Origin of the sequence: Streptomyces sp. NPDC052079 (assembly GCF_040680275.1) — a bacterium.
Lineage (GTDB): Bacteria > Actinomycetota > Actinomycetes > Streptomycetales > Streptomycetaceae > Streptomyces.
The window spans coordinates 60,932-81,373 of record NZ_JBFAWL010000021.1 but is presented as its reverse complement, the minus strand read 5'-3'; the positions used below and the strand labels follow the sequence as shown (position 1 = coordinate 81,373).

The 20,442-nt window shown below is 72.0% G+C and carries 21 protein-coding genes; 16 read left to right on the top strand and 5 right to left on the bottom strand.

All coding sequences use genetic code 11. From position 1 onward, the window contains the following. Window positions 1-9 precede the first annotated feature (9 nt). A complete protein-coding gene (locus AB0L56_RS25580; protein ID WP_361029726.1) occupies window positions 10-141 on the bottom strand; it encodes an LPFR motif small protein in 132 nt (43 codons plus the stop codon). 160 nt (window positions 142-301) lie between these two features. Then, window positions 302-1,075 carry an enoyl-CoA hydratase/isomerase family protein gene (locus AB0L56_RS25575; protein ID WP_365426882.1) on the bottom strand — a complete coding sequence of 258 codons (774 nt, stop codon included), beginning with the start codon at window positions 1,073-1,075 and terminating at the stop codon, window positions 302-304. A 114-nt stretch (window positions 1,076-1,189) separates the two neighbouring features. Between AB0L56_RS25575 and AB0L56_RS25570 the strand changes: the two genes are divergently transcribed. Together AB0L56_RS25570 and AB0L56_RS25565 are read left to right on the top strand one after the other, a co-directional pair. Further along, window positions 1,190-1,843: an HdeD family acid-resistance protein gene (locus tag AB0L56_RS25570; protein WP_365426879.1), complete on the top strand. Its 654-nt coding sequence runs from the start codon at window positions 1,190-1,192 to the stop codon at window positions 1,841-1,843. 137 nt (window positions 1,844-1,980) lie between these two features. Continuing rightward, window positions 1,981-2,442: an ATP-binding protein gene (locus AB0L56_RS25565; protein ID WP_190164084.1), complete on the top strand. Its 462-nt coding sequence runs from the start codon at window positions 1,981-1,983 to the stop codon at window positions 2,440-2,442. Between the two features lie 21 nt (window positions 2,443-2,463). Here AB0L56_RS25565 and idi read toward each other — a convergent pair whose 3' ends face one another. From idi to galE, 3 genes are all read right to left on the bottom strand, one after another. Next, a complete protein-coding gene (gene idi / locus AB0L56_RS25560) occupies window positions 2,464-3,057 on the bottom strand; it encodes an isopentenyl-diphosphate Delta-isomerase (protein ID WP_365426876.1) in 594 nt (197 codons plus the stop codon). A 268-nt stretch (window positions 3,058-3,325) separates the two neighbouring features. After that, window positions 3,326-4,264: a cation diffusion facilitator family transporter gene (locus AB0L56_RS25555; RefSeq protein WP_365426873.1), complete on the bottom strand. Its 939-nt coding sequence runs from the start codon at window positions 4,262-4,264 to the stop codon at window positions 3,326-3,328. 130 nt (window positions 4,265-4,394) lie between these two features. Next, window positions 4,395-5,378: a UDP-glucose 4-epimerase GalE gene (gene galE / locus AB0L56_RS25550; protein WP_365426870.1), complete on the bottom strand. Its 984-nt coding sequence runs from the start codon at window positions 5,376-5,378 to the stop codon at window positions 4,395-4,397. Between the two features lie 305 nt (window positions 5,379-5,683). On the opposite strand from galE, the gene AB0L56_RS25545 reads away from it, so the two are divergent. From AB0L56_RS25545 to AB0L56_RS25480, 14 genes are all read left to right on the top strand, one after another. Then, entirely contained in the window at window positions 5,684-7,501 is a 1,818-nt protein-coding gene (locus AB0L56_RS25545; RefSeq protein WP_365426867.1) for a DUF5941 domain-containing protein, read from the top strand. Beyond that, window positions 7,498-8,250 carry a phosphocholine cytidylyltransferase family protein gene (locus tag AB0L56_RS25540; RefSeq protein ID WP_365426864.1) on the top strand — a complete coding sequence of 251 codons (753 nt, stop codon included), beginning with the start codon at window positions 7,498-7,500 and terminating at the stop codon, window positions 8,248-8,250. The genes AB0L56_RS25545 and AB0L56_RS25540 overlap by 4 nt, the downstream gene beginning before the upstream one ends. Next, window positions 8,238-9,299: an iron-containing alcohol dehydrogenase family protein gene (locus AB0L56_RS25535; RefSeq protein ID WP_361029754.1), complete on the top strand. Its 1,062-nt coding sequence runs from the start codon at window positions 8,238-8,240 to the stop codon at window positions 9,297-9,299. Before AB0L56_RS25540 ends, AB0L56_RS25535 begins: the two co-directional genes overlap by 13 nt. Before the next feature lie 13 nt (window positions 9,300-9,312). Beyond that, entirely contained in the window at window positions 9,313-10,056 is a 744-nt protein-coding gene (locus AB0L56_RS25530) for a CDP-alcohol phosphatidyltransferase family protein (protein WP_365426861.1), read from the top strand. Continuing rightward, window positions 10,053-10,937: a glycosyltransferase gene (locus AB0L56_RS25525; protein ID WP_365426858.1), complete on the top strand. Its 885-nt coding sequence runs from the start codon at window positions 10,053-10,055 to the stop codon at window positions 10,935-10,937. Before AB0L56_RS25530 ends, AB0L56_RS25525 begins: the two co-directional genes overlap by 4 nt. A 98-nt stretch (window positions 10,938-11,035) precedes the next feature. Next, a complete protein-coding gene (locus AB0L56_RS25520; protein ID WP_365426855.1) occupies window positions 11,036-11,971 on the top strand; it encodes an ABC transporter permease in 936 nt (311 codons plus the stop codon). Continuing rightward, window positions 11,964-12,743, top strand: coding sequence for an ABC transporter ATP-binding protein (locus AB0L56_RS25515; protein WP_361027894.1), 780 nt, complete (start codon window positions 11,964-11,966; stop codon window positions 12,741-12,743). Before AB0L56_RS25520 ends, AB0L56_RS25515 begins: the two co-directional genes overlap by 8 nt. Before the next feature lie 328 nt (window positions 12,744-13,071). Continuing rightward, the gene (gene hpnC, locus AB0L56_RS25510) at window positions 13,072-14,013 is read left to right on the top strand and encodes a squalene synthase HpnC (RefSeq protein WP_361027897.1); all 942 of its coding nucleotides are present in this window, start codon (window positions 13,072-13,074) and stop codon (window positions 14,011-14,013) included. Beyond that, window positions 14,010-14,960, top strand: a complete 951-nt coding sequence (hpnD, locus tag AB0L56_RS25505) for a presqualene diphosphate synthase HpnD (protein WP_365426850.1) — start codon at window positions 14,010-14,012, stop codon at window positions 14,958-14,960. Before hpnC ends, hpnD begins: the two co-directional genes overlap by 4 nt. Next, on the top strand, window positions 14,960-15,082 hold the full coding sequence (locus AB0L56_RS25500; protein ID WP_365426847.1) for a DUF6380 family protein: 123 nt from the start codon (window positions 14,960-14,962) through the stop codon (window positions 15,080-15,082). Before hpnD ends, AB0L56_RS25500 begins: the two co-directional genes overlap by 1 nt. Beyond that, window positions 15,079-16,506: a hydroxysqualene dehydroxylase HpnE gene (gene hpnE, locus AB0L56_RS25495; protein WP_365426844.1), complete on the top strand. Its 1,428-nt coding sequence runs from the start codon at window positions 15,079-15,081 to the stop codon at window positions 16,504-16,506. Before AB0L56_RS25500 ends, hpnE begins: the two co-directional genes overlap by 4 nt. A 62-nt stretch (window positions 16,507-16,568) precedes the next feature. Then, on the top strand, window positions 16,569-17,642 hold the full coding sequence (locus AB0L56_RS25490) for a polyprenyl synthetase family protein (RefSeq protein WP_361027909.1): 1,074 nt from the start codon (window positions 16,569-16,571) through the stop codon (window positions 17,640-17,642). 119 nt (window positions 17,643-17,761) lie between these two features. Beyond that, a complete protein-coding gene (gene shc, locus AB0L56_RS25485; RefSeq protein ID WP_361027912.1) occupies window positions 17,762-19,801 on the top strand; it encodes a squalene--hopene cyclase in 2,040 nt (679 codons plus the stop codon). Continuing rightward, entirely contained in the window at window positions 19,801-20,442 is a 642-nt protein-coding gene (locus tag AB0L56_RS25480; protein ID WP_365426840.1) for a 1-hydroxy-2-methyl-2-butenyl 4-diphosphate reductase, read from the top strand. Before shc ends, AB0L56_RS25480 begins: the two co-directional genes overlap by 1 nt.

Genomic DNA, 20,442 nt, shown 5'->3' with positions numbered 1-20,442 from the left:
CGGGCGGCGTCAGGCCCGATGCCCGCGGGTGGCGGACGAGGCCCCACCGAACAGCCGGGCGAGCGCCCGGAACGGCAGCGTCACAACGGTGGCCACGGCACCGCCGATCTGGCGCAGGACGTCTGCGATGGCACGGAACACGGTTAATACCCCTTTCGTCTCCCGACCTCCCCGGCCGGGACTACCGCGGGTACCTCGTGAACGCTTCAACATGCATGGCCGGCCACCACGGACGTCCCGAAGAATCGCCCACATGGCCCAACGAACCGTTCTCGCGGTCTTCTTCGCCTCGTCGAGGGGTTCAGGTCGCGGAGCCGGTTCGTGCTGACGTGGGCACGGTCCAGGTGAAGCGGGGTGGCCGGCGCTCCAGGAAGGCGGTGACACCTTCCGTGGTGTCGTCGCTCTCCCGGGCCCGTTCGTGCCAGTAGGCCTCCCGGTCGGGCCGGCCGTCGGCGAACTCCTTTGCCGCTCCCTGCGTCAGCTGTGAGCGGGACACCAGGGTCCGGGTGAACTCCGCCACCCGCGCGTCCAGTTCGTCCCCGGGGAGCACCTCGTCCACGAGACCGGTGCGCAGGGCCCGGTCCGTGTCGATCAACTCCCCGGAGAACAATAGGTACTTGGCGGTCGCCGGACCCACCAGCGACACCAGCCGGCGGGTGGCGGAGGCCGGGTAGACGATGCCGAGCTTTGCCGGTGTCACCCCGAACCGCGCCCCCTCCTCGGCGAACCGCAGGTCGCAGGCCGCCGCCAGCTGGGCGCCGCCGCCCACGCAGTGCCCGCGGACCGCCGCCAGGGTGGGCTTGGGGAAGGCGGCGAGCGCCTCCTCCGCCGCCACGGCCAGCCGCTGTGCCTCCGCCGGCGATCCGCGCAGCGTGGAGATGTCCGCCCCGGCGCAGAACGTGGAACCGTCACCGGTGAGCACCAGCACCCGTACGTCCGGGTCGGCCGCCAGGGTGTCGAGCAGGGGTGGCAGAGCGGCCCACATCGCGGCCGTCATGGCGTTGCGCTTCGCCGGGTGGCGGATGACGACCGTGGCGACCGAGTCGGTGACGCTGTGCAGCAGCTGCGGCTCCATGGGCCGGATGCTATCCGTCCCGGTCGGCGGTCCCGCGGGCGGGAGTACGGCGGGCGTTACGTCCGGCGGGCGCGGGGGACTGGGGAGGGGGACAACAAAACCCGGGAGGCACTCATGAGCAAGTCCGCCGGGACCGCCAAGCCCCAGGGCGAGGTGGCCAAACTGAGCCGCGGTTTCGGTTTGCTCGCCGTACTCGGAGTGATCCTGGTCGTCGCCGGGCTGGTCGGCCTGGTGTACACGGGTGTCGCCACCCTGACCTCGATGCTGCTGTTCGGCTGGCTGCTGCTGATCGGCGGGGTGATCGGACTGCTGCACGCCGTCCAGGCGCGGCACACCAACTTCTTCTGGCTCGGCGTGGTCGTCGCGGCGCTGAACATCGCGGCCGGTGTGGTGGTGCTGAAGACGCCGGAGGCGGCGGCCGAGGCGCTGACCATGTTCGCGGCGCTGCTCTTCCTCACCGGTGGGGTGTTCCGGCTGGTCGGCAGCCTGGTGGTGCGCGGCCCCCAGTTCGGCTGGACCCTGGTCCAGGGCGCCTTCGGTCTGCTGCTCGGCATCCTGGTGCTGGCCACCTGGCCGAGCAGCAGCCAGTACGTCATCGGAACCTTCTTCTCCCTCTCCCTGCTCTTCGACGGGCTGGGGCTGATCGCCACCGGTTACGGGGGCCGCCGGATCGTCGGCATGGTCTCCGACCGGCTGGCCGGTGAGGAGGAGGCGGGGGCGGGAGCGACCGGTGAGCGGCCGCCCTCCAAACCCGTACAACCCGAATAGTGCGCCGACACGGCACAAGGCGTACGGGAACGGTCCCGCATTCGACGCTGTCATACGCCAACGGTCGTAAACGCTCGATATGTGCTGACTTCTGTTCAGCGTCGAAGTGCGGAGCCGATCGGTTCAACACTCGACGTGTGGTGACAATCGAGCGTGAGAGTGGCGATCCGCTGCCGTACGAGGGTGTCTGGCGGTTCACCGCCCCGGCCGTGGACGCCTCGGTCCCCCAGGCCCGCCACGCCGTGCGGGACCTGCTGCTGCGGCAGGGGGTGCCGGTCGCGGACGAGGTGGTCCAGGGGCTGCTGCTGATCGTCTCGGAGCTGGTCACCAACGCCGTGCGGCACGCGGCGCTGCTGTCCCCGATGCTCGGCGTCGAGGTCGCCGTCGGCGCCGAGTGGATCCGGGTGTCCGTGGAGGACAACCACCCCTACCGTCCCACCGCCCTGGAGACCGACCACGCCCGCACCGGCGGCCGCGGACTGCTCCTGGTGCGTGAGATCACCCGCGAGGCAGGCGGGGCGTGCGAGGTCGAGCACACCGCGACCGGCGGCAAGGTGATCTGGGCCGCCCTGCCGCTCAAGCCCGCGCAGATCCCGTAGGAACCATTTCCCTGGGACGCGTCACCAGCCCCCCGTCGGCCCCGTCAGTTCCCTGATCGCCGGGCGGGCAGCGTCCAGCACGGTCATGAACCACGCGGAGAAGGTGTCCTTCTCATGCCGCTCCGCCAGCTCCTCCGGAGTCACGAACGCCGTGGACGCCACCTCCTCCGGGTCCGGCCGCACCGGCGCCCGCACCATGCCGACGAAGAGGTGGTTGAACTCCTGCTCCACCAGCCCGGACGCCGGGTCCGGGTGGTTGTAGCGGACGGTCCCGGCCTCGGCGAGCAGGGACGGCGACACCCCCAGCTCCTCGAAGGTCCGCCGCGCCGCCGCCGCGAACGGCGCCTCACCGGGGTACGGGTGGCCGCAGCAGGTGTTGGACCACACACCTGGGGAGTGGTACTTGCCCAGCGCCCGCTGCTGGACCAGCAGCCGCCCGCGGGCGTCGAACAGGAACACCGAGAACGCCCGGTGCAGCTGCCCCGGCGGCTGATGTGCGGCGAGCTTCTCCGCGGTGCCGATCGTCACGCCGTCCTCGTCGACCAGTTCCAGCACAATCTGCTCGGTGGTGCCGCTCGACGGGCTGTTCGTCGCGGTGGCAGGTGTGATCGGCATACCCATCCTTCACTCGGTCTTCGCGCCCAAGTCTGCCGCACGAATCCGGCACTCCCGGCACTCCGGTCCTCGCCCGCATGTCCCGCGCCGGGGCACGGATGCGGTCGTACCGGCCGGAGGACGGAACCGGCCTCCAAACCTCCGCACTGAGCGTGCCCGCTCCGGCCGACGGAAATGCGGCCGCCACGGATGCGGACGGCTGCGTTCCCCGGCGCATGGGTGCGCCGGGGGCGCTGGCGACCAGCGCCGGGCGCGCTGTCGGACCGGCTCAGTGGCAGAGACGCGCCTCGTGTACGGCGTGACCCCGAGGCTCCAGCTGGAAGGTGCAGTGCTCCACGGCGAAGTGGTCGCCCAGACAGCCCTGGAGCTCGTGCAGCATCTTCTCGTGCCCTATGGCGCTCAGGACGTCGGAACTGACGACCACGTGCGCGGACAGCACCGGCATCCCCGAGGTGATCGTCCAGGCGTGGAGATCGTGGACGTCCTCCACGCCGTCCGTGGCGAGGATGTGCTCCCGCACCCTGGCCATGTCCACGCCCTTGGGCGCCGCCTCCAGCAGGACGTCCAGCGTCTCGCGCAGCAGCCTGACGGTGCGGGGCACGATCATCAGCGCGATCAGCAGCGAGGCGACCGGGTCGGCGGCCGTCCAGCCGGTGGTCACGATCACCAGCGCGGACAGGATCACCGCGACCGAGCCGAGCGCGTCGGCGGCCACCTCCAGGAAGGCGCCGCGCACGTTCAGGCTTTCCCTCCGCCCACGCATCAGCAGGGTCAGCGACACCAGGTTGGCGACCAGGCCGACCGCGCCGAACACCATGGTCAGGGCGCCGTCGGTGGGGGCCGGAGTGACGAACCGCTCGATCGCCTCGTACAGCACATAGCCGCCGACGCCGAGCAGCAGCAGACAGTTGGCCAGCGCGGCGAGGATCTCCGCGCGGGCGAGCCCGAAGGTGCGCTGCTCGCTCGGCGGGCGGCCCGCGAAGCCGATCGCGAGCAGCGCGATGCCCAGGCCCAGGGCGTCCGTCGCCATGTGGGCCGCGTCCGCGACCAGCGCCAGCGAGTCGGCCAGCAGACCGCCGACGATCTGGACCACCATGACGCCGAGCGTGATCGCCAGTGCGGTCCGCAGCCTGCCGCGGTACGCCGCACTCGCCGTCCCGCCGGCAGGCCCGCCGTGCGCGTGCCCGTGATCGTGCCCAGCCCCCATGCGTGCTGCCGCCCTTCCGTGCCGTCTCCTGAGCACAGTGAACTCCGGGTGGGGCGTATGGGGCAACGCGGCACTGAACATCGTTGTCATGTCCCGTGACCTGCGGAAACGATCCGCAGGTCAGCGCCGCTCAGCGGCCCTTCGCGGTGGCCCGGTGCAGTTGCCAGCCCCGCCAGGCCGAGTCGACCATCTCGTGCACCGAACGGCGCGCGGTCCAGCCGAGCCGCTCGCGCGCGAGGGCGGAGGAGGCCACCGCACGGGGGGCGTCGCCGGGGCGGCGGGGCTCCACGAGCGGGGCCCGGGTGTCGCCGGTGACCTCGCCGATGGCCGTGATCAGCTCGCGCACCGAGACGCCCTCACCGCGGCCGGCGTTCACCGTCAGATCCCCGGTCAGCTTCCCCTCCGACAGTCGCCGGGCCGCCGCCAGGTGCGCCTCCGCCAGATCGGCCACATGGATGTAGTCCCGCACACACGTACCGTCCGGCGTCGGATAGTCGTCGCCGAAGATGCGCGGGGCCTCGTCGCGGGTGAGCCGGTCGAAGACCATCGGCACTATGTTGTAGACACCGGTGTCGGCGAGCTCCGGCGCCGCCGCCCCCGCGACGTTGAAGTAGCGCAGGCACACGGTGTCCATGCCGTGCGCCCGGCCGGCCGCCCGTACCAGCCACTCCCCGGCGAGCTTGGTCTCGCCGTAGGGGTTCACGGGGACGCAGGGGGTGTCCTCCGTGATGAGGTCCACACGGGGGTCGCCGTACACGGCGGCGGAGGAGGAGAAGACGAAGCGCTGGACACCGGCTTCCGCGGCGGCGTCCAGGAGCGTCGCGAGTCCGCCCACGTTCTCCCGGTAGTACCGGGTCGGCTGCGCCACGGACTCGGCGACCTGCTTGCGCGCGGCGAGATGCAGCACCCCCGTCACCTCGTGCTCGGCGAGCGTCCGCTTCAGCAGCTCGCCGTCCAGGGACGAGCCCCTGACCAGCGGCACGTCGGCGGGAAGCCGTCCCGGTACGCCGGCCGAGAGGTCGTCCAGGACGACGACGCTCTCCCCGGCACCCGCCATGGCGCGCACCACATGTGCTCCGATGTAACCGGCTCCGCCGGTAATCAGCCAACTCATGGGCGACCACCCTATGCCGCCCCACGGCGGCCCCGGGAGCAGCCCGGGCGCACCCCGGTGTCCGGAAGGGCGGGCCGCCGGGCGCGGTTTGTGGGCCGGGCCCCGCATCCCCGATGATGCTCGCGGCACAGGCGCGGACTAACCATGTCGTTCCAGCCGCCGAACGGGCGGTGAACGCGGGCTTCCGGGGATCCGATAGCCTCTGCCGACATGCCGCCCGGAGGCCACCCTGAGGCCAACCCACGGGCGCGTCACCATGTACATGACCGGCGCGGACGCGTCGGCACCCAGGGAGTGAGATTCGGTTGTCGACCGCCATCCTCACCGGCCAGCCGGTCCCCGGTTCGTCACTCGAGGGCGATCTGCGCTCCCTCGGCTTCGACGTACGGATCGCGTCCGGCACCGCCGAGGCCGAGACCCTGCTCGCCGGGGTGCCCGCGGGCGAGCGGGTCGCCGTGGTCGACGCCCGGTTCGTGGGGCATGTGCACGCACTGCGCCTCGGCCTCACCGACCCCCGCTTCCCGATCTCCGCCATCCCCGGCGCCGTCACCGCCCAGCAGGCCGGCCGCCAGGCCCTCACCCGCGCGATGGCCCGCGAGAACTCGGCGGACCAGGCACCCGGGAGCGGCACCACCCTCGTCGACTGCCTCGCCGACCGCGTCGTCACCGCCCTCGACACCGAGGGCGCCGAGGTGCACCGCCCCGAGCTCGGCAGCCTCGTCGCCACCGTCCCCGCGGACCCCCAGACCCGCAACGAGGCGCGGCAGGCCGTCGCCGCCGTCGACGACGAGGCCGTACGCCTGAAGTCCGCCGTCAAGGCCCGCGACGGCTTCTTCACCACCCACTTCATCAGCCCGTACTCCCGCTACATCGCCCGCTGGTGCGCCCGCCGCGGACTGACCCCCAACCAGGTCACCACCGCCTCCCTGCTCACCGCGCTCATAGCGGCCGGCTGCGCCGCCACCGGCACCCGCGGCGGCTTCGTCGCCGCCGGCCTCCTGCTCCTCGCCTCGTTCGTGCTGGACTGCACCGACGGGCAGCTGGCCCGCTACTCCCTGCGGTACTCCACCCTCGGCGCCTGGCTCGACGCCACCTTCGACCGCGCCAAGGAGTACGCCTACTACGCCGGCCTCGCCCTGGGCGCGGCCCGGGGCGGCGACGACGTATGGGCCCTGGCCCTCGGCGCGATGGTCCTGCAGACCTGCCGGCACGTGGTCGACTTCTCCTTCAACGAGGCCAACCACGACGCCACCGCCAACACCAGCCCCACGGCCGCGCTCTCCGACAAGCTGGACAGCGTCGGATGGACGGTCTGGGTGCGCCGCATGATCGTCCTGCCGATCGGCGAACGCTGGGCCATGATCGCCGTCCTCACGGCCGTCACCACCCCCCGGATCACCTTCTACGCGCTGCTCATCGGCTGCGCCTTCGCCGCGACGTACACCACGGCCGGCCGCGTCCTGCGCTCGCTGACCCGCAAGGCCCGCCGCACCGACCGGGCCGCGCAGGCGCTGGCGGACCTGGCGGACTCCGGTCCGCTCGCCCAGGCGCTCGGCGGCCCGCTGACCAAGCCCGTGGGCCGGCTCCCCGGCTTCGCCGCCCCCGCCGTCGCCCTCCTCGGCGGCCTCGCCGTCGTCGCGACGGCCGTGCTCACCGGCTTCGGCGGCCCCTGGACGGCGGTCGCAGCCTGTGGCTACGTCCTGGCCTCGGCCCTCGCCGTCGCCCGCCCCCTCAAGGGCGCCCTCGACTGGCTGGTCCCCCCGTTCTTCCGCGCCGCCGAATACGGCACCGTCCTGGCACTGGCGGCCCACGCGGACGTGAACGGGGCCCTTCCGGCGGCGTACGGGCTGGTGGCCGCAGTCGCCTACCATCACTACGACACGGTCTACCGCATCCGCGGCAACGCGGGCGCGTCCCCGCGCCGGCTGGTGCGGGCCATCGGTGGGCACGAGGGCCGCACCCTGGCGGTCGCCGTGCTGGCGGCCGTGCTCACCGCCTCTCAGTTCACTGTCGCGCTCACGGCGCTCGCCGTGGGCGTGGCGCTCGTGGTGCTCGCCGAGAGCATCCGCTTCTGGGTGTCCGCAGGGGCGCCCGCCGTACACGACGAAGGAGAACCCGCATGATCGGCCTTGTGCTGGCGGCCGGCGCCGGACGCCGTCTGCGCCCCTACACCGACACCCTGCCCAAGGCTCTGGTGCCGGTGGGGCCCGCGGGCCTGGACGGTGAGCCGACGGTCCTGGACCTGACCCTCGCCAACTTCGCCGAGATCGGGCTGACGGAGGCCGGTGTCATCGTCGGCTACCGCAAGGAGGCCGTGTACGAGCGCAAGGCGGCCCTGGAGGCGAAGTACGGGCTGAAGCTGACGCTCATCGACAACGACAAGGCCGAGGAGTGGAACAACGCCTACTCGCTGTGGTGCGGCCGTGACGCCCTCAAGGACGGTGTGATCCTCGCCAACGGCGACACCGTGCACCCGGTGTCGGTGGAGAAGACCCTGCTCGCCGCGCGCGGTGACGGCAAGAAGATCATCCTCGCGCTGGACACGGTGAAGAAGCTCGCGGACGAGGAGATGAAGGTCGTCGTCGACCCGGAGAAGGGGATGACGAGGATCACCAAGCTGATGGACCCCTCCGAGGCGACCGGTGAGTACATCGGTGTCACGCTCATCGAGGGCGAGGCGGCCGGGGAGCTGGCCGACGCGCTGAAGGCCACCTTCGAGCGCGACCCGCAGCTGTACTACGAGGACGGCTACCAGGAGCTGGTCAACCGCGGCTTCCGGATCGACGTGGCGCCGATCGGTGACGTCAAGTGGGTCGAGATCGACAACCACGACGACCTCGCCCGTGGACGGGAGATCGCGTGCCAGTACTGACCCGGCTCATTCCCTCGCCGGTCGTCGTCGACATCCGCCCGGGCGCCCTAGACGACCTCGCCTGCGTCCTCGCCGACGAACGCATCTCCCCGTCGGGCCGGCTCGCGATCGCCGTCAGCGGCGGCTCCGGCGCCCGGCTGCGCGAGCGGATCGCACCCTCGCTGCCCGGCGCCACCTGGTACGAGGTGGGCGGCGGCACCATCGACGACGCCGTCCGGCTGGCCGGCGACATACAGGGCGGCCACTACGACGCCGTCGTCGGACTGGGCGGCGGAAAGATCATCGACTGCGCCAAGTTCGCCTCGGCGCGCGTCGGCCTGCCCCTGGTCGCCGTCGCCACCAACCTGGCGCACGACGGCCTGTGCTCGCCGGTGGCGACCCTCGACAACGACGCGGGCCGCGGCTCGTACGGGGTGCCCAACCCGATCGCGGTGGTCATCGACCTCAACGTCATCCGTGAGGCCCCCGTCCGGTTCGTGCGCTCCGGTATCGGCGACGTCATCTCCAACATCTCCGCGGTCGCCGACTGGGAACTGTCCCACCGCGTCAACGGCGAGAAGATGGACGGTCTCGCCGCCGCCATGGCCCGGCAGGCCGGTGAGGCCGTACTGCGCCACCCCGGGGGAGTCGGCGACGACGGCTTCCTCCAGGTGCTGGCCGAGGCCCTGGTCCTCACCGGCATCGCCATGTCGGTGTCGGGCGACTCCCGGCCCTCCTCCGGCGCCTGCCACGAGATCAACCACGCCTTCGACCTGCTCTACCCCAAGCGCGCCGCCGCCCACGGGGAGCAGTGCGGGCTGGGCGCCGCCTTCGCGATGTTCCTGCGCGGGGCGCACGAGGAGTCGGCGGCCATGGCCGACGTGCTGCGCCGGCACGGGCTTCCGGTCCTGCCGGAGGAGATCGGATTCACGGTGGACGAGTTCGTCCGCGCCATCGAGTTCGCCCCGGAGACCCGCCCCGGCCGCTTCACCATCCTCGAGCACCTCGACCTCAAGACCGACCAGATCAAGGACACCTACGCCGACTATGTCAAGGCCATCGGTAGCTGAACTCCGTCCGGTCGTGCACCCCGCCGGGGTCAAGGACCGGCGCAGCGGTGAGCACTGGATGGGGCGCCTCTACATGCGCGAACTGTCCCTCCGGGTGGACCGCTACCTGGTGAACACCAGGGTCACGCCCAACCAGCTCACGTATCTGATGACCGTCTGCGGCGTCCTCGCCGCCCCGGCCCTGCTGGTGCCGGGGATCGCCGGAGCCGTCCTCGGCGTGGTCATGGTCCAGCTCTATCTGCTGCTCGACTGCGTCGACGGCGAGGTCGCCCGCTGGAAGAAGCAGTACTCGCTCGCCGGGGTCTACCTGGACCGCGTCGGCGCCTACCTGTGCGACGCGGCCGTCCTGGTCGGGCTCGGCCTGCGCGCCGCCGACCTGTGGGGTTCCGGGCGTGTCGACTGGCTGTGGGCCTTCCTCGGCACCCTGGCCGCGCTCGGCGCGGTCCTGGTCAAGGCCGAGACCGACCTGGTCGGCGTCGCCCGCCACCAGGCCGGTCTGCCCCCGGTGAAGGAGGCCGCGTCCGAGCCGCGCTCCTCCGGCATGGCGCTGGCCCGCAGGGCCGCCGCCGCGCTCAAGTTCCACCGGCTCATCCTCGGCATCGAGGCGTCCCTGCTGATACTGCTCCTCGCGATCCTCGACGCCGGCCGGGGCGACCTGTTCTTCACCCGCCTCGGCACCGCCGTACTCGCCGGCATCGCCCTGCTGCAGACGGTGCTGCACCTGGTGTCCGTCCTGGCGTCCAGCAGGCTGAAGTGAGCGCCGGTATGAAGGTCGGTGCGGTGATCATCACGATGGGCAACCGCCCCGAGGAACTGCGCGCCCTGCTGGACTCGGTCGCCAAGCAGGACGGCGACCCGGTCCAGGTCGTGGTCGTCGGCAACGGCTCGCCCGTGCCCGAGGTCCCCGAGAGCGTGCGCACCGTCGAGCTGCCGGAGAACCTCGGCATCCCCGGCGGCCGCAACATCGGCATCGAGGCCTTCGGCCCCGGCGGCCGGGACGTCGACATCCTGCTCTTCCTCGACGACGACGGCCTGCTCGCCCGCCACGACACCGCCGAGCTGTGCCGTGAGGCCTTCGCGGCCGACCCGAGGCTCGGCATCATCAGCTTCCGCATCGCCGACCCGGAGTCCGGCATCACCCAGCGCCGCCATGTGCCGCGGCTGCGCGCCTCCGACCCGATGCGCTCCTCCCGCGTGACCACCTTCCTGGGCGGCGCCAACGCCGTACGCACCAAGGTCTTCGCCGAGGTCGGCGGGCTGCCGGACGAGTTCTTCTACGCCCACGAGGAGACCGATCTGGCCTGGCGGGCCCTCGACGCCGACTGGTTGATCGACTACCGGGCCGACATGGTGCTGTACCACCCGACGACCGCCCCCTCCCGGCACGCGGTCTACCACCGCATGGTCGCCCGCAACCGGGTCTGGCTCGCCCGCCGCAACCTCCCCGCCCCCCTCGTCCCGGTCTACCTGGGCACCTGGCTGTTCCTCACCCTCGTACGCCGTCCCTCGCTCCCGGCTCTGAAGGCCTGGTTGGGCGGCTTCCGCGAGGGCCTGACCACCCCCTGCGGTCCCCGCCGGCCCATCAAGTGGCGTACGGTGTGGCGGCTGACCCGACTGGGCCGGCCCCCGGTCATCTGACAAGCTCGGGTCCGGGACCGCCGGGGCCGTACCCGGGCCCCCGGCTCATGTCAGGCCCCGCGCGGGCCGCGCATCCCAAGGACGAAAGTTTTCCGCCAGTGAGTGAGACAACGCACGACGACAAGGTCGCGGCCACCGCGCCCGCGTCGCCCGACGAGGGCCTCACGGCGGCCCAGCTGGCCGCCAAGTACGGGCTGTCCGTCAGCGGCGCCCGGCCGTCCCTCATCGAGTACGTCCGTCAGCTCTGGGGCCGGCGGCACTTCATCCTCGCCTTCTCCCAGGCGAAGCTCACCGCCCAGTACAGCCAGGCCAAGCTCGGCCAGCTGTGGCAGGTGGCGACCCCGCTGCTCAACGCGGCCGTGTACTTCTTCATCTTCGGGCTGCTGCTGGGCGCCAACCGGGGCATCCCGAAGGACGTCTATGTGCCGTTCCTGGTGACGGGCGTGTTCGTGTTCACGTTCACCCAGAGCTCGGTGCTGGCCGGGGTGCGGGCGATCTCCGGCAATCTGGGCCTGGTGCGGGCGCTGCACTTCCCCCGGGCCTCGCTGCCGATCTCCTTCGCGCTCCAGCAGCTCCAGCAGCTGCTGGCGTCGATGATCGTGCTGGTCGTCATCATGCTGGCGTTCGGCAGCTTCCCGGATCTGTCGTGGCTGCTGATCGTGCCCGCGCTGGCGCTGCAGTTCGTGTTCAACACCGGGCTGGCGCTGATCTTCGCGCGGATGGGCAGCAGGACGCCCGACCTGGCCCAGCTGATGCCGTTCGTGCTGCGCACCTGGATGTATGCCTCGGGCGTGATGTTCAGCATCCCTGCGATGCTGCACGGCAAGGACGTCCCCGGCTGGCTGGCCGACGTCCTGCAGTGGAACCCGGCGGCCGTCTACATGGATCTGGTCCGTTTCGCGATGATCGACGAGTACGGGTCCTCGTACCTGCCCCCGCATGTGTGGGCGTTCGCGCTGGGCTGGGCCCTGCTGACCGGCGTGGCCGGCTTCGTCTACTTCTGGAAGTCCGAGGAGAGGTACGGCCGTGGCTGACGACAGGACGGGTGCACGGGTGCCCACCGTCATCGCGGACGAGCTGCACATCGTCTACCGCGTCAACGGTGCGAAGAGCGGCAAGGGGAGTGCCACGGCGGCCCTCAGCCGCATCCTCAAGCGGGGCGAGGAGCGGGGGGTGCGCAAGGTGCACGCCGTACGCGGGGTCTCCTTCGTCGCCTACCGGGGCGAGGCCATCGGCCTGATCGGCTCCAACGGCTCCGGCAAGTCGACCCTGCTGCGGGCCATCGCCGGACTGCTGCCCGCGGAGAAGGGCAAGGTCTACACCGATGGCCAGCCCTCCCTGCTCGGTGTGAACGCGGCCCTGATGAACGATCTGACCGGCGAGCGGAACGTCATCCTGGGCGGGCTCGCGATGGGCATGTCCCGCGACCAGATCAAGGACCGGTACCAGGACATCGTCGACTTCTCCGGCATCAACGAGAAGGGCGACTTCATCACCCTGCCGATGCGTACCTACTCCTCCGGTATGGCGGCCCGGCTGCGCTTCTCCATCGCCGCCGCCAAGGACCACGACGTCCTGATGATCGACGAGGCGCTGGCCACCGGGGACCGCAAGTTCCAGAAGCGCTCCGAGGCCCGCATCCGGGAGCTGCGCAAGCACGCCGGGACGGTGTTCCTGGTCAGCCACAACAACAAGTCGATCCGCGACACCTGCGACCGTGTGCTGTGGCTGGAACGCGGCGAGCTGCGCATGGACGGGCCGACCGACGAGGTCCTCAAGGAGTACGAGAAGTTCACGGGCAAATAGCCCGATTCGCCCAGAGGCCCTGCCGGAACTGTCCGGCGGGGCCGGCGTCTGCAAAGAAGACGTCAACTTCCGGTGTGACATGCGATGTTGACGCCGACCGGTGTGTTCTGGGTGGCCCGGGTGACCCCGGCGGTGCGCACCGCTTTGTACAACGTAAGCTGTACCGGTCCCGAAAGACGGTAATCAGGGCCATAATGCCCGACACCATCCAACGACACCGCCGGGCGAGAACCTGGGCGGCGTGTCCGAAATAGTGTGCATTGGGTCAGCGGTGTAGAACGGGAGATGTGACGGCAATGGCTACGGAGACTCCCCGGCTGAACGCAGCATGTGCCGTCCCCGCTCCGGGCAGTCCACGGTGACGCCCCCCGACAGGGCGGGCGGCGTCGACGTCGAGCGTGCCACGCTCGACAAGGCCGCCGCCGAGAACTTCCCCGTGGCCCCCTTCTTCCTGCCCCGGCCCTGGCGTGAGGACCTCATGGCCGTGTACGGGTTCGCCCGTCTGGTCGATGACATCGGCGACGGCGATCTGGCGCCCGGCGGCGCCGACGCCCGCCTCCTCGGCGTCCCGGACGACCGGGCCGGGGACCGGCCCGCCCTCCTCGACGCCCTCGAAGCCGATCTTCACCGGGTGTTCGACCCGGCCGGCCCGGAACCCCGTCATCCGCTGCTGCTCCGGCTCCGGCCCACGGTCCGCCGCCACGCGCTGACCCCCGAGCCCTTCCTCCGCCTGATCGCGGCCAACCGCCAGGACCAGCTCGTCAAGCGCTACGAGACCTACGACGACCTGCTGGCCTACTGCGCGCAGTCGGCCAATCCCGTCGGCCGCCTCGTCCTCGCCGTGACCGGGACCGCCACCCCGGAACGGATCCGCCGCTCCGACGCCGTCTGCACTGGCCTGCAGATCGTCGAACACCTCCAGGACGTCGCCGAGGACCTCCGCCGCGACCGCATTTATCTGCCCGTCACGGACATGAAGCTCTTCCAAGTCCAGGAGGCGGACCTCGCCGCGCCCACGGCCGGCGCATCGGTGCGCGCACTGGTCGCGCACCAGGCCCAACGCGCCCTTGACCTGCTGAACGAAGGCGCGCCTCTGCTCGGTAGCGTCCACGGCAGGCTCCGACTGCTGCTCGCGGGGTTCGTGGCCGGAGGAAGGGCGGCCGTCCGGGCGATCGCCGCCGCCGAATACGACGTGCTCCCCGGCCCGCCCAGGCCCGGCAGGATCCAGCTGCTGCGTGAGGCGGGCGTGACTCTGCGAGGGAAGGGGTGATCCGGACCGTGGAGTCGCAACCACCGGCGTCCGCACCGGTACTCGCCGCCTACAGCTACTGCGAGACGGTCACCGGACAGCAGGCGCGCAACTTCGCCTACGGCATCCGGCTGCTGCCGCCCCCCCAGCGGCGCGCGATGTCGGCGCTGTACGCGTTCTCCCGACGGGTCGACGACATCGGCGACGGCGCGCTGCCGGCCGACGTCAAGGTCGCCCGGCTGGAGGACACCCGGGCGCTGCTCTCCCGGATCCGCGACGACGCGATCGACGAGGACGACACCGACCCGGTCGCGGTCGCCCTCGCGCACGCCGCCCGGCGCTTCCCGATCCCGCTCGGCGGCCTGGACGAGCTGATCGACGGCGTCCGGATGGACGTACGCGGCGAGACCTATGAGACCTGGGACGACCTCAAGGCCTACTGCCGCTGTGTCGCCGGCGCCATCGGACGGCTCTCCCTCGGCGTGTTCGGCACCGAACCCGGCGCGCGCGCGGCCGAGCGCGCCCCCGAGTACGCCGATACGCTGGGTCTCGCGCTCCAGCTGACCAACATCCTCAGGGACGTGCGCGAGGACGCCGAGGGCGGGCGCATCTATCTGCCCGCCGACGACCTCGCCAAGTTCGGCTGCTCGGCCGGGTTCAGCGGGCCGATGCCACCGGAGGGCTCCGACTTCGCGGGCCTGGTGCACTTCGAAGTGCGCAGGGCCCGCGCCCTCTTCGCCGAGGGCTACCGGCTGCTCCCCCTGCTCGACCGGCGCAGCGGCGCCTGTGTCGCCGCCATGGCCGGCATCTACCGCCGGCTGCTGGACCGCATCGAGCGCGAGCCCGAGGCGGTGCTGCGCGGCCGGGTCTCCCTGCCCGGACGAGAGAAGGCCTATGTGGCCGTGCGCGCACTGTCGGGCCTGGACGCCAGGAACGTGACCCGGCGGACCGTCAGGAGGCGTGCCTGATGGACACTCAGCTCCCCGGCGAAAAGCGGCGGGCAACCCTCCGCCGCGACGCCGCGTCCCAGACTGAGACGGCCGGTCGTGCCCGGTTCAAGCGGTCCGGCCGGTCAGGGGAGGGCGCATGAGCCACGGCACACGGACCGAGGGTCCGCTCGTGGACGGCTCCGTCCCGGCAGGACGTCATGCCGTCGTGGTCGGCGGGGGTCTGGCCGGTGTCACCGCCGCGCTCGCCCTCGCCGACGCCGGAGTTGGCGTCACCCTGCTCGAGGGCCGGCCCCGCCTGGGCGGGCTCGCCTTCTCCTTCCGGCGCGGCGACCTCACCGTCGACAACGGCCAGCATGTGTACCTGCGCTGCTGCACCGCCTACCGCTGGTTCCTCGACCGCATCGGCGGGACGGCGCTGGCACCGCTGCAGGACCGTCTCGACGTGCCCGTGGTCGACGTCACCCGCCCCGAGGGGCGGCGGCTCGGCAGACTGCGGCGCGACGCGCTGCCCGTCCCCCTGCATCTGGGGCGCAGCCTCGCCACCTATCCGCATCTGTCGCTCGCCGACCGGGCCAGGGTGGGCCGGGCCGCGCTCGCGCTGAAGGGGCTCGACCTCAGCGATCCGACTCTGGACACCCAGGACTTCGGCAGCTGGCTGGCCGCGCACGGCCAGTCGGCGCGTGCCGTCGAGGCCCTGTGGGATCTGGTCGGCGTGGCCACCCTCAACGCGGTCGCGGGCGACGCGTCCCTGTCGCTCGCCGCGATGGTGTTCCAGACCGGTCTGCTGTCCGACCCGGGTGCGGCCGACATCGGCTGGGCCCGGGTGCCGCTGGGCGAACTGCACGACCGGCTCGCCCGCAAGGCGCTGGACTCCGTGGGCGTGCGTACCGAGACCCGTACAAAAGTCACCTCCGTCTCCGCAGACGGGAACAGAGGCTGGAGCGTTCAGGTTCCCGGCGGGACGATCTACGCCGACGCGGTGGTCCTCGCCGTACCGCAGCGCGAGGCGTACGAACTGCTGCCCGCCGGAGCGCTCGAGGCGCCCGAGCGGCTCCTCGGCATCGGCACCGCCCCGATCCTCAACATCCACGTCGTCTACGACCGCAAGGTGCTCGCCCGCCCGTTCCTCGCGGCGCTCGGCACCCCCGTGCAGTGGGTCTTCGACCGCACCGACGCGTCCGGACTGCTGCGCGGCCAGTACCTGGCGCTGTCCCAGTCGGTCGCCCAGGACGACATCGACGAGCCCGTCGCCGTGCTGCGCCAGCGGTATCTGCCCGAACTGGAGCGGCTGCTGCCGCGCACCCGGGACGCCCGCGTCGAGGACTTCTTCGTCACCCGGGAGCGCACCGCCACGTTCGCTCCCGCTCCGGGCGTCGGACGCCTCAGGCCCGGCGCCCGTACCCAGGCACCCGGCCTGTACCTGGCCGGAGCGTGGACCGCCACCGGGTGGCCCGCGACCATGGAGAGTGCGGTCCGCAGCGGCGTCGGCGCGGCGGACGCCGCGCTGGACGCCCTCGGCCGGCCCCGCCCCCGCCACCTCTTCGCGATCGAGGAGGCGGCCTGATGCTGCAGGAGAGCGGCGCGGCAGGTTCCCGCACCCCCCGTACCGCGACAAGAGGAGAGACTGTGCCCACTGTGCCCCCGGCCTCGCAGGCCGCTCGAAGGACCGCGGTGGACGTGTCCGCGCTCCTGGAGCGCGGCCGGACCCTGGCCACACCGGTACTGCGGGCGGCCGTCGACCGCCTGGCACCTCCCATGGACACGGTCGCCGCCTACCACTTCGGCTGGATCGACGCCCAGGGCCGGCCCGCGGACGGCGACGGCGGCAAGGCCGTGCGCCCCGCCCTCGCGCTGCTGTCCGCCGAGGTCACGGGCGCCGACCCGGCCACCGGTGTCCCGGGAGCGGTCGCCGTCGAACTGGTCCACAACTTCTCACTGCTGCACGACGACCTGATGGACGGCGACGAACAGCGCCGGCACCGCGACACCGTCTGGAAGGTGCACGGCCCCGCCCAGGCCATCCTGGTCGGCGACGCCCTGTTCGCTCTGGCGGGCGAGGTGCTGCTGGAGCTCGGCACTGTGGAGGCGGGCCGCGCCGCCCGCCGCCTCGCCACCGCCAGCCGGGCGCTCATCGACGGCCAGGCCCAGGACATCTCCTACGAGCACCGCGACCGCGTCAGCGTGGCGGAGTGCCTGGAGATGGAGGGCAACAAGACCGGCGCCCTGCTCGCCTGCGCCAGCTCCATCGGCGCGGTGCTCGGCGGCGCGGACGACCGCACCGCCGACGCGCTGGAGACCTACGGCTACCACCTCGGCCTCGCCTTCCAGGCCGTCGACGACCTCCTCGGCATCTGGGGCGACCCGGAGGCCACCGGCAAGCAGACCTGGAGCGACCTGCGCCAGCGCAAGAAGTCCCTCCCGGTCGTGGCCGCGCTCGCCGCGGACGGCCCCGCCGCCCGGCGGCTCGGCGAGCTCCTCGCGGCCGACGCCAGGAGCAGCGACTTCGCGAACTTCTCCGAGGAGGAGTTCGCGGCCCGTGCCGCCCTCATCGAGGAGGCCGGCGGCCGTGAGTGGACCGCCGGCGAGGCACGCCGTCAGCACACCATCGCCATCGAGGCCCTCGACGAGGTGGACATGCCCGACCCGGTGCGGGAGCAGTTCACGGCGCTCGCGGACTTCGTCGTCGTACGAAAGAGATGATCACTATCGGTCGAATAGCCCTCGCGTAGTCGCCGGCCGGCGCCCAGGGGAGAACGGCACCGGCCGACGGCGGACCCACAGCAGACGCACTACTCGCAGGACTGCACGAAGGGGAAGCCATGACAGCGACGACCGACGGAAGCACCGGGGCGGCCCTGCCGCCCCGCGTGACCGCGGCCAGCGACAACGACACCGACATCCCCGAGGCGGCCGGGGTTCCCGACATCGCCGCCGGCGCCATGCGGCGCGCCACCGACTTCCTGCTGTCGCGGCAGGACGACCAGGGCTGGTGGAAGGGCGACCTCGAGACCAACGTCACGATGGACGCCGAGGACCTGCTCCTGCGTCAGTTCCTCGGCATTCTCGACGAGGACACCACCCGCGCCGCCGCCCTGTTCATCCGCGGGGAGCAGCGCGAGGACGGCACCTGGGCCACCTTCTACGGCGGCCCCGGCGACCTGTCCGCCACCATCGAGGCGTACGTCGCCCTGCGACTGGCCGGCGACCCGCCGGACGCCCCGCACCTGGCCAGAGCCTCCGCCTGGATCCGAGAGCGGGGCGGCATCGCCTCCTCCCGGGTCTTCACCCGGATCTGGCTGGCCCTGTTCGGCTGGTGGACGTGGGAGGACCTGCCCGAGCTCCCGCCCGAGCTCATCTGGTTTCCCTCCTGGCTCCCGCTCAACATCTACGACTTCGGATGCTGGGCCCGGCAGACCATCGTGCCGCTGACGATCGTCTCCGCCCTCCGGCCGGTGCGCCCGGCCCCGTTCCCGCTGGACGAACTGCACACCGACCCGAGCACGCCCAACCCTCCCCGGCCCCTCGCCCCGCCCAACACCTGGGACGGCGCCTTCCAGCGGCTGGACAAGGCCCTGCACACCCTGCGCCGGGCGGTGCCGCGCCGGCTGCGCCGAGCGGCCATGAACACCGCCGCCCGCTGGATCATCGAGCGGCAGGAGAACGACGGCTGCTGGGGCGGCATCCAGCCCCCGGCCGTGTACTCGCTCATCGCGCTGCATCTGCTCGGCTACGACCTGAACCATCCGGTGATGCGGGCCGGCCTGGAGTCGCTGGACCGGTTCGCCGTCCGGCGCGAGGACGGGGCCCGCATGATCGAGGCCTGCCAGTCCCCGGTGTGGGACACCTGCCTCGCCACGATCGCGCTCGCCGACGCGGGTCTGCCCACGGACCATCCGCAACTGGTCAAGGCCGCCGACTGGATGCTCGGCGAGCAGATCGTGCGGCCCGGCGACTGGTCCGTCCGCAGACCCCATCTCCCGCCCGGAGGCTGGGCGTTCGAGTTCCACAACGACAACTACCCGGACATCGACGACACCGCCGAGGTGGTCCTCGCGCTGCGCCGGGTGAAGCACCACGACCCCGAGCGGCTGGACAACGCCGTCGGACGCGGGGTGCGCTGGAACCTCGGCATGCAGTCGAAGAACGGCGCCTGGGGCGCCTTCGACGTGGACAACACCAGCCGGTTCCCCAACCGGCTGCCGTTCTGCGACTTCGGCGAGGTCATCGACCCGCCGTCGGCCGATGTCACCGCGCATGTCGTGGAGATGCTCGCCGTCGAGGGCCTCGCCCACGACCCGCGCACCCGCCGCGGCATCCAGTGGCTGCTCGCAGAACAGGAGCCCGACGGTTCCTGGTTCGGGCGCTGGGGTGTCAACTACCTGTACGGCACCGGCTCCGTCGTCCCCGCGCTGGCCGCTGCCGGGATCCCCACCTCGCACCCGGCGATCCGGCGGGCCGTGGCCTGGCTGGAGAAGGTGCAGAACGACGACGGCGGCTGGGGCGAGGACCTGCGCTCCTACCGCTATGTACGGGAGTGGAGCGGCCGGGGGGCCTCCACCGCCTCGCAGACGGCCTGGGCGCTGATGGCGCTGCTGGCGGCCGGGGAGCGGGACTCCCAGGCCGTCGAACGGGGCATCCGGTGGCTGGCCGCCACCCAGCGCGAGGACGGCTCCTGGGACGAGCCCTACTTCACCGGCACCGGCTTCCCCTGGGACTTCTCCATCAACTACCACCTCTACCGGCAGGTCTTCCCGCTCACCGCGCTCGGCCGGTATGTGCACGGGGAGCCGTTCACGAAGCAGCCGGTCCCGGCGCGGACCGGTGCGGAGCAGGCCCTTGCCGAGGCGAAGGGAACCTGATGAGCTCCCGGCCCGCCCCGGCACCGCTGCTGATCGCCTGCGCGCTCGGCATCGAGCAGTTCGCCCTGCGCAGGCGTGAGCGCGGCAGTCCGGGCGGGCCGGTCACCGTGCTGCGTACGGGCATGGGGCCGGCGGCGGCCGAGCGGTCCGTCACCCGGGTGCTCGCCGGCCCGGCCCTGAGCGGGGCGGCCGTCCTGGCCACGGGCTTCTGCGCCGGCCTCGCCCCCGGCATGCACCCCGGCGACCTGGTGGTGGCCGAGGAGACCCGGGACCCGCGCGGCAGCGTCCCCTGCGTCGGGACCGCACGGCTGGTGAAGGAGCTGGTGCGCATCCTTCCCGGGCGCACCGTCCACACCGGTGCGCTCACCGGCTCCGACCACGTCGTCCGCGGCCAGGAACGGTCCGATCTGCTCGCGACCGGCGCGATCGCGGCGGACATGGAATCGGCGGCCACGCTCCTGAGCGCCGTCCGGGCGGGCGAGCGCCCGGTTGCGGCCGTCCGGGTGGTGGTGGACGCTCCAGAACACGAACTCGTCCGCATCGGCACGGTCCGCGGTGGAATATCGGCTTTCCGTGTCCTTCGCCTCGTACTTCCGGCTTTCTATGAATGGCACCGTTCCTTGCTGCTCCCCAGGAGGTGA

Coding starts and splice junctions, on each gene's coding strand:
- AB0L56_RS25575 (WP_365426882.1), bottom strand. CDS start 1,075: ATGGAGCCGCAGCTGCTGCACAGCGTCACCGACTCGGTCGCCACGGTC.
- AB0L56_RS25570 (WP_365426879.1), top strand. CDS start 1,190: ATGAGCAAGTCCGCCGGGACCGCCAAGCCCCAGGGCGAGGTGGCCAAA.
- idi (WP_365426876.1), bottom strand. CDS start 3,057: ATGCCGATCACACCTGCCACCGCGACGAACAGCCCGTCGAGCGGCACC.
- AB0L56_RS25555 (WP_365426873.1), bottom strand. CDS start 4,264: ATGGGGGCTGGGCACGATCACGGGCACGCGCACGGCGGGCCTGCCGGC.
- galE (WP_365426870.1), bottom strand. CDS start 5,378: ATGAGTTGGCTGATTACCGGCGGAGCCGGTTACATCGGAGCACATGTG.
- AB0L56_RS25540 (WP_365426864.1), top strand. CDS start 7,498: ATGATCGGCCTTGTGCTGGCGGCCGGCGCCGGACGCCGTCTGCGCCCC.
- hpnC (WP_361027897.1), top strand. CDS start 13,072: ATGTGCCGTCCCCGCTCCGGGCAGTCCACGGTGACGCCCCCCGACAGG.
- AB0L56_RS25500 (WP_365426847.1), top strand. CDS start 14,960: ATGGACACTCAGCTCCCCGGCGAAAAGCGGCGGGCAACCCTCCGCCGC.
- hpnE (WP_365426844.1), top strand. CDS start 15,079: ATGAGCCACGGCACACGGACCGAGGGTCCGCTCGTGGACGGCTCCGTC.
- shc (WP_361027912.1), top strand. CDS start 17,762: ATGACAGCGACGACCGACGGAAGCACCGGGGCGGCCCTGCCGCCCCGC.
- AB0L56_RS25480 (WP_365426840.1), top strand. CDS start 19,801: ATGAGCTCCCGGCCCGCCCCGGCACCGCTGCTGATCGCCTGCGCGCTC.